Source organism: Ignavibacteriales bacterium (assembly GCA_016709155.1).
Taxonomy (GTDB): Bacteria; Bacteroidota; Ignavibacteria; order Ignavibacteriales; family Ignavibacteriaceae; genus JADJEI01.
In genome coordinates this window covers 44,989-58,762 of the sequence record JADJEI010000006.1, presented here as the reverse complement: position 1 = coordinate 58,762, position 13,774 = coordinate 44,989, and the positions used below count along the sequence as shown (strand labels likewise).

Genomic DNA, 13,774 nt, shown 5'->3' with positions numbered 1-13,774 from the left:
TGATATAAAAATGAAATCAATGCTTCATTTTTACATCAGTGTAGTGTTTAACTTTTTCGATAAATTCCTGACTGTCGATTGGCTTAGGAATATAGTCAGTTGCACCTGCATCCAAACATTTTTCGCGGTCACCTTTCATCGCGAAAGCAGTGAGGGCGATAATCGGAGTGTTTTTATATTCTTCCATTTCTCTTATTCTTTGAGTTGCTTCGAATCCATTCATAACCGGCATTTGCATATCCATTAATATAAGATCGTATTTATTATTTTTAACTTCATCAACTGCTTCCTGTCCATTTTCAACTACAACGATAGATTCAAAATTATTTTTTTTCAAAAGTCTTGTTACAATGATTTGAGAATGTTTATAATCCTCGACGAGTAAAATCTTTACCGAATCCTTTGATTCTTTTAATTCTAAAGAAGTTGGAGGTTCATCAAACTTATTGATCATCGCATTAACTGTTTCAGCGAGATCTTCAATGTTCGTGCTTTTTTTGTTTAGCAGTTCCTGAAATAAACCGTCAATTTTTTTAAGATCTTCCTGATAATTTTCTTTACCGGTATAAATTATAACAGGTAATTTTCCAAAATGCGGATTAAGCTTGATCATTTTAATAAGTTCAAATCCATTGACTTCCGGCATGTCTAAATCAATGATTGCCAGGTCGAGAGATTTATTCTCAATTAAATCCATAACCTTGGATGAATGATTTTCTGCAAGAGCATTCACACCCACCTGTTCAACAGCTTGTTTAATTAAGTTGAGAGTAGGAACATCATCATCGACAATCAGCACCGTTGAATCTTTTTTAAGTTTATAACTCATCAAAACTTCAACAAGGTATTTATACTGAATCGGTTTTACAAAATATTCTACCGCCCCCATTAAAAATGCTTTTTGTTGTTCAGTTTCAACCGAGCAAACTATAACAGGAGTATATTTAGTGGCTTTATTCTCCCGCAGTTCTTTTAACAATTCAAAGCCGCTTGAATCAGGAAGGACTATATCCATTAGTATTGCAAGGAAAGATTCTTTTTCAATAATCTGTTTTGTCTGATGTGCAGAGTTTACAATTGTTGGCTCATATCCCCATTTATTTAAGTAATTGCTAAGTAATTTTGATGTTGCATAATCGTCTTCGATAACCAGAACTTTATTTTTCTTTCCGTCGGGTTTGGGCAAAGCAGAGATTTGTGACTCAATTGGTGTAATCAATTCTACCGGAATGCTGAATATAAATGATGTACCTCTTCCCATATTGCTGCTTACTTCAATTTCACCATTTAATAATTCGATATATTTTTTGGACAATGTTAATCCAAGACCGCTTGTGCTGATTGTCTGTTTATTTGGCAGTTCGTTCAAACTGAAAGGCTTAAATATGTCTTTCAATTTATTGGATGGAATGCCCCCTCCTGTACTTGATATTTTGAAAGTTATATTATTCTGAAGGGCAGGAGTTACCGAAATAGTAATTTTACCTTCATCAATGAGCCTTTTCGAGATATTAATAATATTCAACAAAACATATTTGATTTTTTGCGTGTCAATTTTTATTTGATCTGGAATTTGTTTATCAACATTGATAATGAACTCGATACTTCTATTTTTTAATTTTTCCTCAAATGCTCTGCTTATCTCTGTAACAAGTTCTTTGAGCCTGACTGTTGTAATATTCTCTTTGATCAGACCCGCATTAATCTTTGCTATGTCTATCAAGTCATTTAACAAGGTGAGTAAGTCTAATGCATTATTCTTTAACGTATTAACATATTCTGACTGAGCCGCTGTTAAGTTTTCTTCGTTCAGCAAAGAAGCAAAACCCATGATGCTGTTGGTGGGAGTTCTAAGTTCATGTGCTATCTCATTGACCAATTGGTTAAGTGAAGTATCAATACTTCCGCGCCTTGCAACCCAAAACCGAATTAAATTAACCACCATTGTACCGATGGTTTCAAGATTGTCTGAATCACTTTTAGTTATTGGTGACTTGCATGCAATTTTCAAAAGTACTTTTTCCTGTGAAGTTATATCAAGCACACTGCAGCTTTCATAAAGAATAAAGTCAGTCGCTGGCAGTTTACAATTGTTTTGCAGATATACAGTATTGTGTTTGCTCTCAGGTTTCAATGCCGGGCATTCGGAGCAGTAAAAATTTTCATCAGAAATAAAACTTTTTTTAGCAGAGCTTGATTTTCCAAATACCGTCAAATTATTTTTATTGTCAATCTTAAAAATAATAACCGCCTGAAGATCAAACTCTGTAACCAAAAATTCGCAAAGGTTATCTGCGAAATCGTTTGAAGATTTCTGTGCAATGTTAAAGAGGTTATTATACTTTTTCAGTGATTCGATTTTGGAGCTTAACATGTTTATTCTCTATTTCAATTGGGTCAATATGAGTAATTCAAATTACTTTGCTAAATATAACGATATGTTTTTTAATCATAAAACTTAAGGCTTCATTTGAAAAGATGGATTAAAACTTAACATCAATCTGAATACTTAGTTTATTATCAATATTTCCTTCGATGAGCGAATTACCGGATGATAATGCATCTTCCTGAGGCTTGTATGTCTCGGCGTACTTAAATGAAAGTTGAAGATAATCCAATATTTTATATCTGGCTAAAAAATACCATCTGATCCCTTCACCAAATAAAGCAATATTATTGAATACTCCGATCAAATCATTTTCATAAACGTATATCGCTGAATTAAAAGAATCAGTTCTGAAAAATGCCACCCTGCCGTAGATAGTTAAATTTTTAATTGGCAGGTATCTCATTTCCTGGTAGAATAAAAATCCCTTGTCGTTAATCTCTGCGTCTTTAATCGAATAGTCAGCTAATTCAAATCTATTTTTAATTCTTAAAGATTTTGAAATATCGTAAATCAATTCAACTCTAATATTTTGTTTCAATCTTTTTGCTATTTGATCCTCAAAATTTATAGATTCAGTCACTTCTTTATTTTCTAATTTAAAACGAAATTTTGCCTGTATCCCTTTCAATGGTTTTGTGTCGAGATCAACAAGTATTTCATCGCCGGAAGTAGGCAGGGGTGAATTAAAAGTTGCACCGGGAAATTTAAATTGATCATAATAAAAATTGAGAGTCCCTACAAAACTTTTCCAACGGAATCCATTGTAGATTCCAAATTCATTTTTTGTTGAACCGGATTGCTCGCCAAATCCAAAGCCGTGCAAATTGGAAAATCCCGAAGGATAATTTCTTATAAGAGCGACATAACTAAAACTGCTGCTGATGGGTAATTCTAATCCATTCAATGAGGCTACAGCTTTTCCATCATAAGCCCATTCACCAAATAGATTTATTTTTTCAAGATAGATATTGTAGTAAGCGGAATTATAACTGAAATTATTTCCTTCCAAATCGAATGGTTTTTCTGAAATGAAATGATTACTAAACTTTGAATTAAAAAACAGCAGCCCGGCTTTTATCCATTCTTGAGAGTTGTAATCTACACGCCCGCCGATAAAAGTTTCTTCAACGGCTTTACGATTTTCAATTTCACTTTGAGTTCGATGTAATCCTGTCTCTGAAATAGAAAGAATCCCGTTTGTTAGCGAATCGGTATTTGAATCAAATTTATTTTTTGAAAAATATCCAGACAAAGTGAAATCACTAAAAGTTACAGAGAGTGCCGCACCTCTGAAAAATTTATTTTCGTCAGTGCTTGTGTATGGGATTATGTCTCTGCTTTTCTTTTTTACCGGGTAAATAGCATCTGCACTTTTAGAAAATCCATACGGACTCCATAAAACTAAACCCTGACCAAATTCGATATTGTAATCGCCGGCGACAAGTATTTTAATTAAAGATAAATCGCGTACAGCAAAATGAAATGAAGTAAAATCATTGAATGATTTTTCGCCGGCATCTTTTTCTGAGATGAATCCTGCTTGATAGTTATCGTAAACTTTAAAAATAAATCTGTTATAAATTTTATAACTTGACCCTGCATAATCTCCATCAATAAAACCGGCTCGATCCTGCAAATCATTTTGAACCCGTGAGCGATAATTCAAATTAATTTTTTTAATGAGTGGTAATTCAGAGGCTTCATCAAACTCAATCTGATTGTAATTAATTTTTTCTTGAGTTATAGTGACGAAAGGAATAATTTTATCCGCCTGCTCTTTTGCCAACCCCTGCACTGAATATAATTCGTTGATTGAAAAAAAATCACCAAACTTTTTACGATGGTTAAAAATTAGATTTACAGTGTTTAGATCAATAGCGGGAATGCTTTGGAGTGTTTCGAGATCATCAGAATTCAAGTCAATTTTGCTGCTGTATAATTCTTCTATCTGATTAAATAGTTCCGAGTTGTCCGTTTCAATATCAAGGTCGGGCAGCAAATCATCAACATTATCTTCAATAATAATTTCAGAAGAATCAACTTGAGAAAAGTTTTCTATCGAAAAAAATAAAACGAGACTGAACATATAGAGTAGAAACAGATTCTTTTTTAAAATGAGATTCATATCAAATTCATTCTATTCCAAGATATTTTTTAACTGCTTCAAATCTTGTCCCATCCCGTCCAAAACTTAATATCAAACCGGCTTGATGCGTTAATCCAAGATCAGGGTGAGTGAACACTGCATAATCAAGACTGAATAATGAATAGTTTATTCCGACCCCGCCTGAAAATTTAGAAGGCTCATTAGAAAACCCCAGCCGAAGGGAGAGGTATTCAATAATGTCATAATCAATTCCAACCATAACTGAAGGTCTGTATCGAATATCTTTTTCGGCGGCAATATTTAGAGCAAGCTCGTTTATCAAATCAACGCTAAATCCGGAATTAAAAACCATCGGAATTTGACCATCTTCATTTCCAACCGTAGCTCTATTTAAATTATGAATACTGAAACCCCATCGGATGGTCTTTGTTAAATATGCGAGACCGCCGATGTTCAGATAAAATGCTGCATCGCTGCCATAATTCTGAATTGAAATATTGTGGAAGTTAATTGCAGCGCCGGCAAAGAATTTATTTTGATAATTGTAAGAGTAGCCAAGCAGGATTTTTGTTTCACGGTAAAGTTCAAATCCATAAGTCATTCCGCCAAGTGCAAAAGAACCTATCGAAGTAGGTTCGTGATAAGCCATAAATCCATTAGCTAATTCTTTAAAGCCGAATGGGGCGGGGGAATAGAAAACACCTACTTCGCGCCAATTCATCTGAGCAATTCCCGCCGGGTTATTGAATAATGCAAACACATCATTACTCAGAGCAACGTCTGCATTTGATAGGGATATTTGTTTCGCTCCCGGATTAAATTGCGCGAATGTTACTATTGGCATACCCAAAGTCAGCAGAAGAGTAAGTATAATTTTTTTCATCTATGTTAAATTAAGTTTGTTGTGTCATTAAATGTAAATTCATATTTTTAATCAACAATTATAAAGTAAGTATATGTATAAAATAAAATATTTCAGTTTAATATTTATCCTCTCTTCGTTCCTGAATTTTGCACAGGAACTTGATTGCACCGTGACCGTAAATTATGAAAGTCTTCCTGTTTCTAATAGAGAATTATTAACAGATTTTGGTGCCGCCGTTGAAGATTATATGAATAAGACACGTTTCTCAAATGATAACTGGGATGCCGAAAAAATTATTTGCAGCATGAATATTTTTTTTACTTCAGCTTCAAGTGATGTTGATTACTCTGCTCAGGTTGTTGTTACAAGCCAAAGACCTATTTATAAAACTGATCGCAACTCACTAATGCTTACAGTCAATGATGGTAAATGGTCTTTCAAATATGAGAAGGGGCAAGCTTTTTATGCAAATCAATCCACCTTCGAACCGATTACAAGTTTTCTTGATTATTATGCTAAAATAATTTTAGGATTGGATTGGGACTCATTTGAATCTTTGGCAGGTTCACCATTTTTTGCCGAAGCATTAAACATTTGCAACCTTGGCGCAAACAGTCAAAAATCAGAAGGGTGGGTTAGAAGCAGCAGTACTTACAGCCGTATGGGTTTAGCCGAAGATCTATTGAATGAGAAGTACAGACAATTTCGTGAATCTATTTACGATTATCATCTCGGCATTGATTATTTCTCTATCAATAAAAAGATCGGGCAGGATAAAATTGTAAAACTTATCAACACCCTGGAATCTTTAAGAACTAAAATTGATTTGAACAGTGTTGTAATTAAAACTTTTTTGATGCTAAAAGCGGTGAGATTATAGAATACTTATCAGATTATCCCGACAAAAGTGTCTTTGCTACCTTGAAAAAAATAGATCCGCCTCACATGAGCAAATACGAAGAAGCAATGGGGGAGTGAGATTTTTAATCTAATTCATCAATGAGAATTGTCTTTATGATAAAATCTCCTTCATCAATTTTATAGAGGTTTTCGTAGCCGTCTATAAGCTGTCCAAAGTTTGTGTACTTTCCATTAAGGTGGGGATATGCGCCAAGCATCACGAAGAATTGTGAGCCTTCAGTATCAACTCCCGAGCTTGCCATTCCTACTGCACCTGTGTTAAAAGGTATGTTCGAAAATTCTGAAACGATTTCGTAACCGGGACCTTCCCAGCCTGTTGCAGATTTGTCGCCTGCCTGAATTACGAAGCCGGGGACAACGCGATGAAAAATTATTCCATCATAAAAATTTTCTTCCGCAAGCTTAACAAAATTGCCGACAGATATTGGTGCTGATTCAGGTAAAAACTTTATTTCAAATGCCCCTTTGTTGGTAATAATGTGAGCCGCTTGATACTTAAAAGCATGCTGCAGCAACTCCTTAATATTAGAATCCTCTTTGGTGATTTCATCTTTTAGTTTCAGTTTTTGATACGCTAATTTCTTTATTGAATAAATGCTGGATTTTTTTGCCGTGCTAAGTATTTTTTTATAAAATACGTTATTCATTCTTTCACTTAAATTCATAATAGATAAAATGGATTCGGTGAAATTGGGATCACTAATGCGTTTTTCAATTTGTGCAGATAGAATATTTTCGAGTTTATTTTGATTCTGAATAATGAAAACTGAATCGAGAGCATCAGCAGCAATTGATACTAATGCCGGGATTTCGCTCGTAAGCGCATTAAAATAAATTTCATTCAACCGGGCACTTAAAGTATCATTTTTTGAAAACGAATTTAGTGAAGTCAAACTTTCGATTTTTGTCAGTTTATCATCTGAATAATAGAAATGAGTTAACTCTTCAAAATATTTTTGATTGTTAGGAAAATTTGCGTACGATCTGATTCTAAATTTATCGGGAATACTTCCCGGAACTAAAATTTCTTCGGTAATAAATTTTTCAGGGAAAAGCTCGGAGTAAGAGACTAATAATTCGCCTCTCACATTTTGGTTTAGTTTTTCATCATATAAAAATTTAACTAAAGAATTTTCTAAAGTCATCAAGAGTGAATCTGAAACTGAGAGATTCTTTAAACTTATTGCCGTTTGTCGTGCAACGATTTCATTATTGTCATAAAGCAGTTGAAAATATTTTCTAAGTTCATTTTCTGCAAATTCTTTTTTAAAGCAAATCATACTTGCAGCTAATGACTTTAATAAAATATTTTCAGTTGATATTAAATAATTGAAAATAGAATTCTGTTCAGGGAAAAAATTATTTCTGCGGAAAGCAAGTAAAATATATTGAATGATTTCATTATCAACGCGATCATTTATTTTTTCATCTAACAGAATACTCAATTGTGTCATCAACTGATCTTCTGATTTTAGCCGGCTTAAAACATAAAGCAAAGATTTAAGCTCAGCCATTTTCAAATCTTTATTGCTTAGTTCATTTGCGATTAATTTATTTTGATCAGTAGTTTTAACTCCCCGAAGCGAAAAGTTCAATAAGATTATGCTTATCGGAATATGCCTGAATTTAGCAGTTGAATAATATTCAATGATTTTATTAAAGTCATTCTGATTTCCGGTATAACTTATGCCTGTAAAATATTTGCCTGCTGATTCGGGATTAGCAAAAACTTTTTCCCAAAAATATTTAGTAGTTTGAAAACACTGCCCCAAGCTTTCAAGACAGAATATTTTTAATTCATCATCGGTAACTTCCAGGTTTATAACTTCGTTGGCGAAAGATGTATCACGGCTGTTGCTTATTGATAACAATGCAGCATTGATTTTCCTCTGTCCATTCGAGGAAAGATACTGCAGCAAAATAGAGTTGTCAAATTCACGTGTGTAAGTTGTGTGAAGCAGATCAGTATAGGCGGGGGAGTATTGTGCTATGATAAATTGAGGGAAACAAAAAAGGAATAAGAGAGTATATAAAATTTTTGAATGATCAGAAAATATTTTATTTATCTTAAATACTGATCTCATAAATTCTATATTTTTTATAAAGCTCTGAGTTCATCACTTGAGCACCGCGATTCATCATTTCATTATCTTCGAGAATCCAGCTTGCTTCGCCGAGGAGTATTCCAATTTTTCTTGCCCGGTTTACTATCTCCCAATAGAATACAGCATCAAGCCCCTTCTTTTGGAATTCAGGAATCACGCCAAGTGTTATAATTCTTGACCATGGAATTTTTTTCTTTTGTGTAAGTAATTTTATAAAACCAAACGGGAATAATTTGCCGTTCATTTTTTTGAAGATGAAATTATAATCGAGCATCACCAAAGCAAACCCGATAAGTTGATTATCAATTTCACCAAACAATACAAGTGATGGCTCTACCAGCGGCTTCAAGTCATTTGCCATCCAATCAATTTCTTCATCGGTCATCGGGATGAATCCGTAATTTGGAGCCCAGGCTTTGTTGTAAACAAATTTAACTTTATCAAGTTCAGATTTAAAATTTTTCATATTTAATTGCGATATTTTAATTCGTGATCTTTGCCTCGCAATTTCAGCAACACGCTTTAACTTTTCCGATGAAAGAACTTTATCCGATTCAAGTTTGTAAGCGTAAAGATCTTTGGCTTTTTTAAATCCATAATTGTCACAAAGAGTAAGGTAATAGGTTGGGTTGTAAGTCATCAACAGTCTTGGTTCATCATCAAAGCCTTCAATCAGCATTCCATATTCGTCATTGCTTGATGGATTCGCCGGACCGCGCATTTCTGTTAAGCCTTTGCCTTTTAACCATGCTTTTGCAGTATCGAAAAGTACATTCGCCACTTGCTGATCATTTATACATTCGAAGAATCCGAAAAAACCAACTTTGTCATTATGATATTTATTATGCAGATCATTTTTTATTGCGGCGATTCTTCCTACCAGTTTTCCATTTCTTTCTGCTAAATACAATTCAGTTTCAGCGTGTTTATAAAATGGATTTTTCTCTTTATCTAAAAGTTTTTTACGATCCATTAGCAACGGCGGGACCCAATAAGGATAGTCTTTATAAATTTCCCATTGGAATTTTATAAAGCGCATCAAATCCTTTTTAGATTGCACAATAGAAATATTTACGTCATTCATCTTTACCTCTAGAAAAAAGAGGCTGTCTCAAAAGTCTAATTTTGTCAGTCTTAGTGGCAATGCCATTGAAGACTGATGGCAGTGCCACTCAGTGTGACAGTAAAAATTATTTTTAAGACAGCCTCCTTAAAATAATTTAATTAATAATCAATCAGATAAGACCTAATTTTGTTCCAACATTTTTGAATATCTGGATTATCTCATCAAGATGTTCATCTTCGTGTGTAGCCATAAAGCTTGTTCTCATCATTTGCCTTCCTTGAGGTACGCCGGGAGAAATGAAGACATTCACAAACACACCTTCATCATAAAGCATTCGCCACATTTGAAAAGCAATTGCATCATCGCCAACAATCACCGGCACAATTGCAGTTCGACCGTCAATAACGTTAAACCCTAATTCATTAAATGCTTTTCTGATTTTATTAGCATTACGGATAAGTTTATCAACAAGCTGCGGCTCGCGTTCAAGGATATTCAAAGCAGCCAGTGCAGAAGCAACCGAAGCAGGAGTCGGTGATGCACTAAAAATAAGGGCGGGGCTAAAATGCTTTATAAAATTTATAACTCTTTCCGAGCCTGCAACAAAACCTCCAAGTGAAGCAAACGTTTTACTGAAAGTTCCCATTGTAAGATCTATTTCACTTTCAAGATTGAACTCGCTTGCAGTACCTCTTCCGCCTTTCCAATAACACCCACTGAATGAGCATCATCTATCATTATTTTTGCGCCATATTTTTTGCAGCATTGTTTAACGCCGGCAAGTCCACAATCTCACCGCCTGTGCTGAATACTCCATCACTAACAATCAGTTTACCGGCTTCAGCGGGCAGCTTGGTAAGAACTTTTCCAGATCGTTCATGTCATTGTGTTTGTAACGAACGAAATCTGCAGTCGCACCTTTCGCCATTAAATTTCCGGCTACAATGCAAGCGTGATTATCTTTATCGGAAATAACGTAATCACCACGATTGACCAAAGTAGGAATAACACCTTGAGCAGATTGATATCCTGTACTAAAAAGAAGTACCGCCTCCTTATTAAAAAACTTTGCAAGCCGTGATTCCAATTCAATATGAAGATCGAGTGTGCCGGTTAAGTATCGCGATCCTGAACAGCCTGTGCCGTATTTTTCGACTGCTTTTATAGCTGCTTCCTTCACTTCGGGATGACTTGTCAGTCCCAGGTAATTATTAGAGCCTGCCATAATTTTTCGTTTACCTTCAATTTGAACAACTGGTCCTTCATTTGCTTCGATTGGTCTGAAATAGGGATAGACGCCCATTGCTTTAACTTCATCAGCACGGGTGAACTCAAGACACTTCTTAAATAAATCCAATTATAACTCCTTAAAAAAATAGACTAAGATAATTTTAAGCGACAAATGTATGATATTCAGCTTAGATTTGCAAAGTAGCACAGGCAATCCTGCCTGTGCTTGATAGAGAGTGCACAGACAGGATTGTCTGTGCTACAGGATCAGATAATCCGAATGGCAATATGTGTTTCGCCAACCGCTCCAAACTTTTACTAACCCTGCAGTAACTGGATTTAATAAAACATAACGAATTGTAAAATACAATTCTTTGTCATCTCTAATCCAACGATCGAAACTTTCATCCTGCCAAAACTTTCCTTTAGAATTTAAATACTCATTGCACCTCTTTGCTGAGATTCCTTTTATAGCTCTCATAATATTACTAATACCTTTATTACCGGGTAATAATTCAAAAACTAAATGAATATGATTAGGCATGATCGTGTAACAAATCAGTTTAAAATCCTTACCATCGGGAAAGTGAATACTATGTTTACAGATATCAGCCAATTCATTTTGCAATAGATAATTGATATTCGTAAAACTTGAATTCATCAGGAGATCATATTTTTGAAACACTTCATAAAATTGTTCAAAATCCCAATTTTATCTTCTAATGATTTCAACGATCTAAGTTTGTCAATTGAAATAGAATTAGCCAAACGATAAGTAATGAAATAGAAGCCCTCCGAAAAATAAAGATGCGGCAAATTTCTTCTATGAAATGACATATAAAATGTAGCACAGGCAATCCTGCCTGTGAGTGATAAACCTTTTAATAATTTAGACTAAATATAAAACATACGCAGATAAAATTGCACACGAATACAGGAATAAAATTTTACATCAGCAATCCTGCCTGTGCGTGAAAACCTTGTGATAATTTAGTACTAAATATAAAACTTACACAAATAAAATTGCACAAGTATAAAGAAACAAAAATTTAACCCGGCAATCCTGCCTATCAGTCATAAATAAGGAGAATAAAAGAAAGTCACACAATACTTGGCCAAACAGACACAAACAAACATTTCACAGAACTACAGGGCACAGACAGGATTGTCTGTGCTACATTATTTCATTTATGGATTGTTCAATAGAATTGTTACTTTTGATTGTCCTTCAAAATCATTTCTTTAACACTGAATGAAGTTTTGGATAACAACAAGTAATGTAAATTTTATGATCTAAAAAATAGGAGAATAAGAATATGGAAGTCAAAATTGAAAATGGTAAGCTCATCATCTTCATTGATTTACAAGAACCCACACCAAGTGCATCTGGAAAAACTTTAGTGGTGGCAACAACACACGGTAACGTGAAAACTGAGTGTGTGATTGATGGCAAACCTGTGGTTATTGGTCTGAACGCTTACATAAAAAAATAATAAAATGTCTTACGAACAAGCAAGAAAAATATTTAAAAAAATTAATCAGACTAAATTATTTTTACTTAAAAATGATTTAATAAACTATGCTGTTGAGTATTCCGGAATTAGAGTTGAATGGTATCTGGCTGCTGATGAAGATAAAGCTGCATTAGAAGATACACGAAGCAGAAAGCATAACGCATTTATTGATGCCTGTAATATTCTTAGCCGCGAAATGTTAAAGCATAATGAAGATGCAAGCTGGAGAATTGATTTAGGAAATGACAGAAAAGTAATTGGCGATTTCGCTTGCTATGTTCACTGCTTTTTGGGTTTGTCTTCGCGTTGACTTTCCTCTTTTTTTTGTTTCTTCCTTTCAGCTTGTTTTTGCTGAATTAGCTTTTTACCAATCCTTTTAATCCGCAGATTTCCATTTCAATCGCACTAGCTCCTGCAAATGGAAACTGCGTCTTTGCAATAAGAAAGGGAATACATCCTTCTGCAATGCGCTTCGCCTTCTCCTTTACATAAGTGGATATGTGGGATAGAGTTCTGTACCTACTCTTCAATCCTAATATGGCATAGTCACAGATAGTTCGATTATCCTGTTAGTGCGGGGAGTTGCGTTGACACTCCGAAAGAGCGGGGGAGTTTGGGAATGGGGGATTGGATGTTGGTGGTGGGGGATTATATTGTTTAATTGTTTGTTGAATGAGGTCATCAATTCGAGATTTTGTTTTGGATACTACAAATACATCGTATGAAAAAAAATAGTATATACCTTATTTAATTGTTTTGTAATACGATTGTTCCAATGTCAGTGTTTTGATCTACAAATACTGCAACATTGGAAATAACAGTATCTTTATATGCTTGGTTAACGGGTGAAAGTTCTACAGAATATGTTTCTTGAGGCAAGCCCATTAGTTTAAAAAAGCCATTTGAATCTGCGTAAGTAACAACGGTATCAAGCCCAATAATTGCAGAGATAGAAGCATCTGCATCCAAAGGAATCACTTGACCAGAGATTGAACCGGATAAAATCAAAGGGATAACTCTGATAACAGGATTCATAATATATTCACCATTACCTGATATATGAATGGATTTATCAACTTCAAAGTCGAGAATTAATTCATATAAAGTATTGGGTTGAATTGTAAAAGCGTGATTCAATTTGATACCGGATTGAATACCGCTTGGAATGGTTAAAAAGTGTTTGATTCCGTTATCAATAATATAATTTCCATCATTAAGAATTAGTCTAATCTGGGTGTAATCACCGGGAGGCAAAGAGGAATCGCCTAACACGGCGCTTGCGCCATTGATTAACTGAATAAGATCAAAAGATGCGGGATTAGAATTAATAGACGACCAACCAGAAATGCTATCGCTTCCGGAATGATGAACCTCGACTTCCTTAACAAAAATAATAACCGAATCGAATGATGCGGGGGAGTCAATTAACAAAATTTTCAAATTACCGGTATTCTGAAAGGAATCGGAGGAAGCATCATCACAACCGAGGAGAAAAGAGCAGAAGAAAGCAATTGAAATAAATATGTGTTTCATGATAATAGGCTAGTATAAAAATAAATAAAAAATTATTTAAAGAA

At 34.4% G+C, this 13,774-nt stretch carries 10 protein-coding genes and 1 pseudogene; 3 read left to right on the top strand and 8 right to left on the bottom strand.

Features of this window, described 5'->3' with window-relative positions; genetic code table 11:
* Positions 1-16: 16 nt before the first annotated feature.
* From IPH11_10800 to IPH11_10790, 3 genes are all read right to left on the bottom strand, one after another.
* Complete coding sequence (locus tag IPH11_10800; protein ID MBK6914101.1) at positions 17-2,374, bottom strand: response regulator; 2,358 nt, start codon at positions 2,372-2,374, stop codon at positions 17-19.
* Between the two features lie 109 nt (positions 2,375-2,483).
* Positions 2,484-4,514, bottom strand: coding sequence for a helix-hairpin-helix domain-containing protein (locus IPH11_10795; GenBank protein ID MBK6914100.1), 2,031 nt, complete (start codon positions 4,512-4,514; stop codon positions 2,484-2,486).
* Positions 4,515-4,521: 7 nt separating this feature from the next.
* Positions 4,522-5,379, bottom strand: coding sequence for a hypothetical protein (locus IPH11_10790; GenBank protein MBK6914099.1), 858 nt, complete (start codon positions 5,377-5,379; stop codon positions 4,522-4,524).
* Positions 5,380-5,452: 73 nt separating this feature from the next.
* On the opposite strand from IPH11_10790, the gene IPH11_10785 reads away from it, so the two are divergent.
* A complete protein-coding gene (locus tag IPH11_10785; protein ID MBK6914098.1) occupies positions 5,453-6,241 on the top strand; it encodes a DUF4835 family protein in 789 nt (262 codons plus the stop codon).
* 103 nt (positions 6,242-6,344) lie between these two features.
* Here IPH11_10785 and IPH11_10780 read toward each other — a convergent pair whose 3' ends face one another.
* The 4 genes and pseudogenes from IPH11_10780 to IPH11_10765 all read right to left on the bottom strand — a co-directional run bounded on the left by IPH11_10780 (position 6,345) and on the right by IPH11_10765 (position 11,299).
* The gene (locus IPH11_10780; protein ID MBK6914097.1) at positions 6,345-8,366 is read right to left on the bottom strand and encodes a peptidylprolyl isomerase; all 2,022 of its coding nucleotides are present in this window, start codon (positions 8,364-8,366) and stop codon (positions 6,345-6,347) included.
* Complete coding sequence (locus IPH11_10775; GenBank protein MBK6914096.1) at positions 8,350-9,471, bottom strand: hypothetical protein; 1,122 nt, start codon at positions 9,469-9,471, stop codon at positions 8,350-8,352. The genes IPH11_10780 and IPH11_10775 overlap by 17 nt, the downstream gene beginning before the upstream one ends.
* 151 nt (positions 9,472-9,622) lie before the next feature.
* Positions 9,623-10,756 (bottom strand): annotated as a pseudogene (locus IPH11_10770) (aminotransferase class I/II-fold pyridoxal phosphate-dependent enzyme).
* A gap of 186 nt (positions 10,757-10,942) precedes the next feature.
* The gene (locus IPH11_10765) at positions 10,943-11,299 is read right to left on the bottom strand and encodes a transposase (protein ID MBK6914095.1); all 357 of its coding nucleotides are present in this window, start codon (positions 11,297-11,299) and stop codon (positions 10,943-10,945) included.
* A 700-nt stretch (positions 11,300-11,999) separates the two neighbouring features.
* Between IPH11_10765 and IPH11_10760 the strand changes: the two genes are divergently transcribed.
* Entirely contained in the window at positions 12,000-12,176 is a 177-nt protein-coding gene (locus IPH11_10760) for a hypothetical protein (protein ID MBK6914094.1), read from the top strand.
* Between the two features lie 4 nt (positions 12,177-12,180).
* On the top strand, positions 12,181-12,507 hold the full coding sequence (locus tag IPH11_10755; GenBank protein ID MBK6914093.1) for a hypothetical protein: 327 nt from the start codon (positions 12,181-12,183) through the stop codon (positions 12,505-12,507).
* A 437-nt stretch (positions 12,508-12,944) separates the two neighbouring features.
* On the opposite strand, the gene IPH11_10750 is transcribed toward IPH11_10755, so the two are convergent.
* Positions 12,945-13,730, bottom strand: a complete 786-nt coding sequence (locus IPH11_10750; GenBank protein ID MBK6914092.1) for a DUF4382 domain-containing protein — start codon at positions 13,728-13,730, stop codon at positions 12,945-12,947.
* Positions 13,731-13,774: the final 44 nt, after the last annotated feature.

Excerpts from the sequence above, each read along its gene's own strand:
- IPH11_10800 (MBK6914101.1), bottom strand. The coding sequence starts at position 2,374 with ATGTTAAGCTCCAAAATCGAATCACTGAAAAAGTATAATAACCTCTTT.
- IPH11_10795 (MBK6914100.1), bottom strand. The coding sequence starts at position 4,514 with ATGAATCTCATTTTAAAAAAGAATCTGTTTCTACTCTATATGTTCAGT.
- IPH11_10790 (MBK6914099.1), bottom strand. The coding sequence starts at position 5,379 with ATGAAAAAAATTATACTTACTCTTCTGCTGACTTTGGGTATGCCAATA.
- IPH11_10785 (MBK6914098.1), top strand. The coding sequence starts at position 5,453 with ATGTATAAAATAAAATATTTCAGTTTAATATTTATCCTCTCTTCGTTC.
- IPH11_10780 (MBK6914097.1), bottom strand. The coding sequence starts at position 8,366 with ATGAGATCAGTATTTAAGATAAATAAAATATTTTCTGATCATTCAAAA.
- IPH11_10775 (MBK6914096.1), bottom strand. The coding sequence starts at position 9,471 with ATGAATGACGTAAATATTTCTATTGTGCAATCTAAAAAGGATTTGATG.
- IPH11_10760 (MBK6914094.1), top strand. The coding sequence starts at position 12,000 with ATGGAAGTCAAAATTGAAAATGGTAAGCTCATCATCTTCATTGATTTA.
- IPH11_10755 (MBK6914093.1), top strand. The coding sequence starts at position 12,181 with ATGTCTTACGAACAAGCAAGAAAAATATTTAAAAAAATTAATCAGACT.
- IPH11_10750 (MBK6914092.1), bottom strand. The coding sequence starts at position 13,730 with ATGAAACACATATTTATTTCAATTGCTTTCTTCTGCTCTTTTCTCCTC.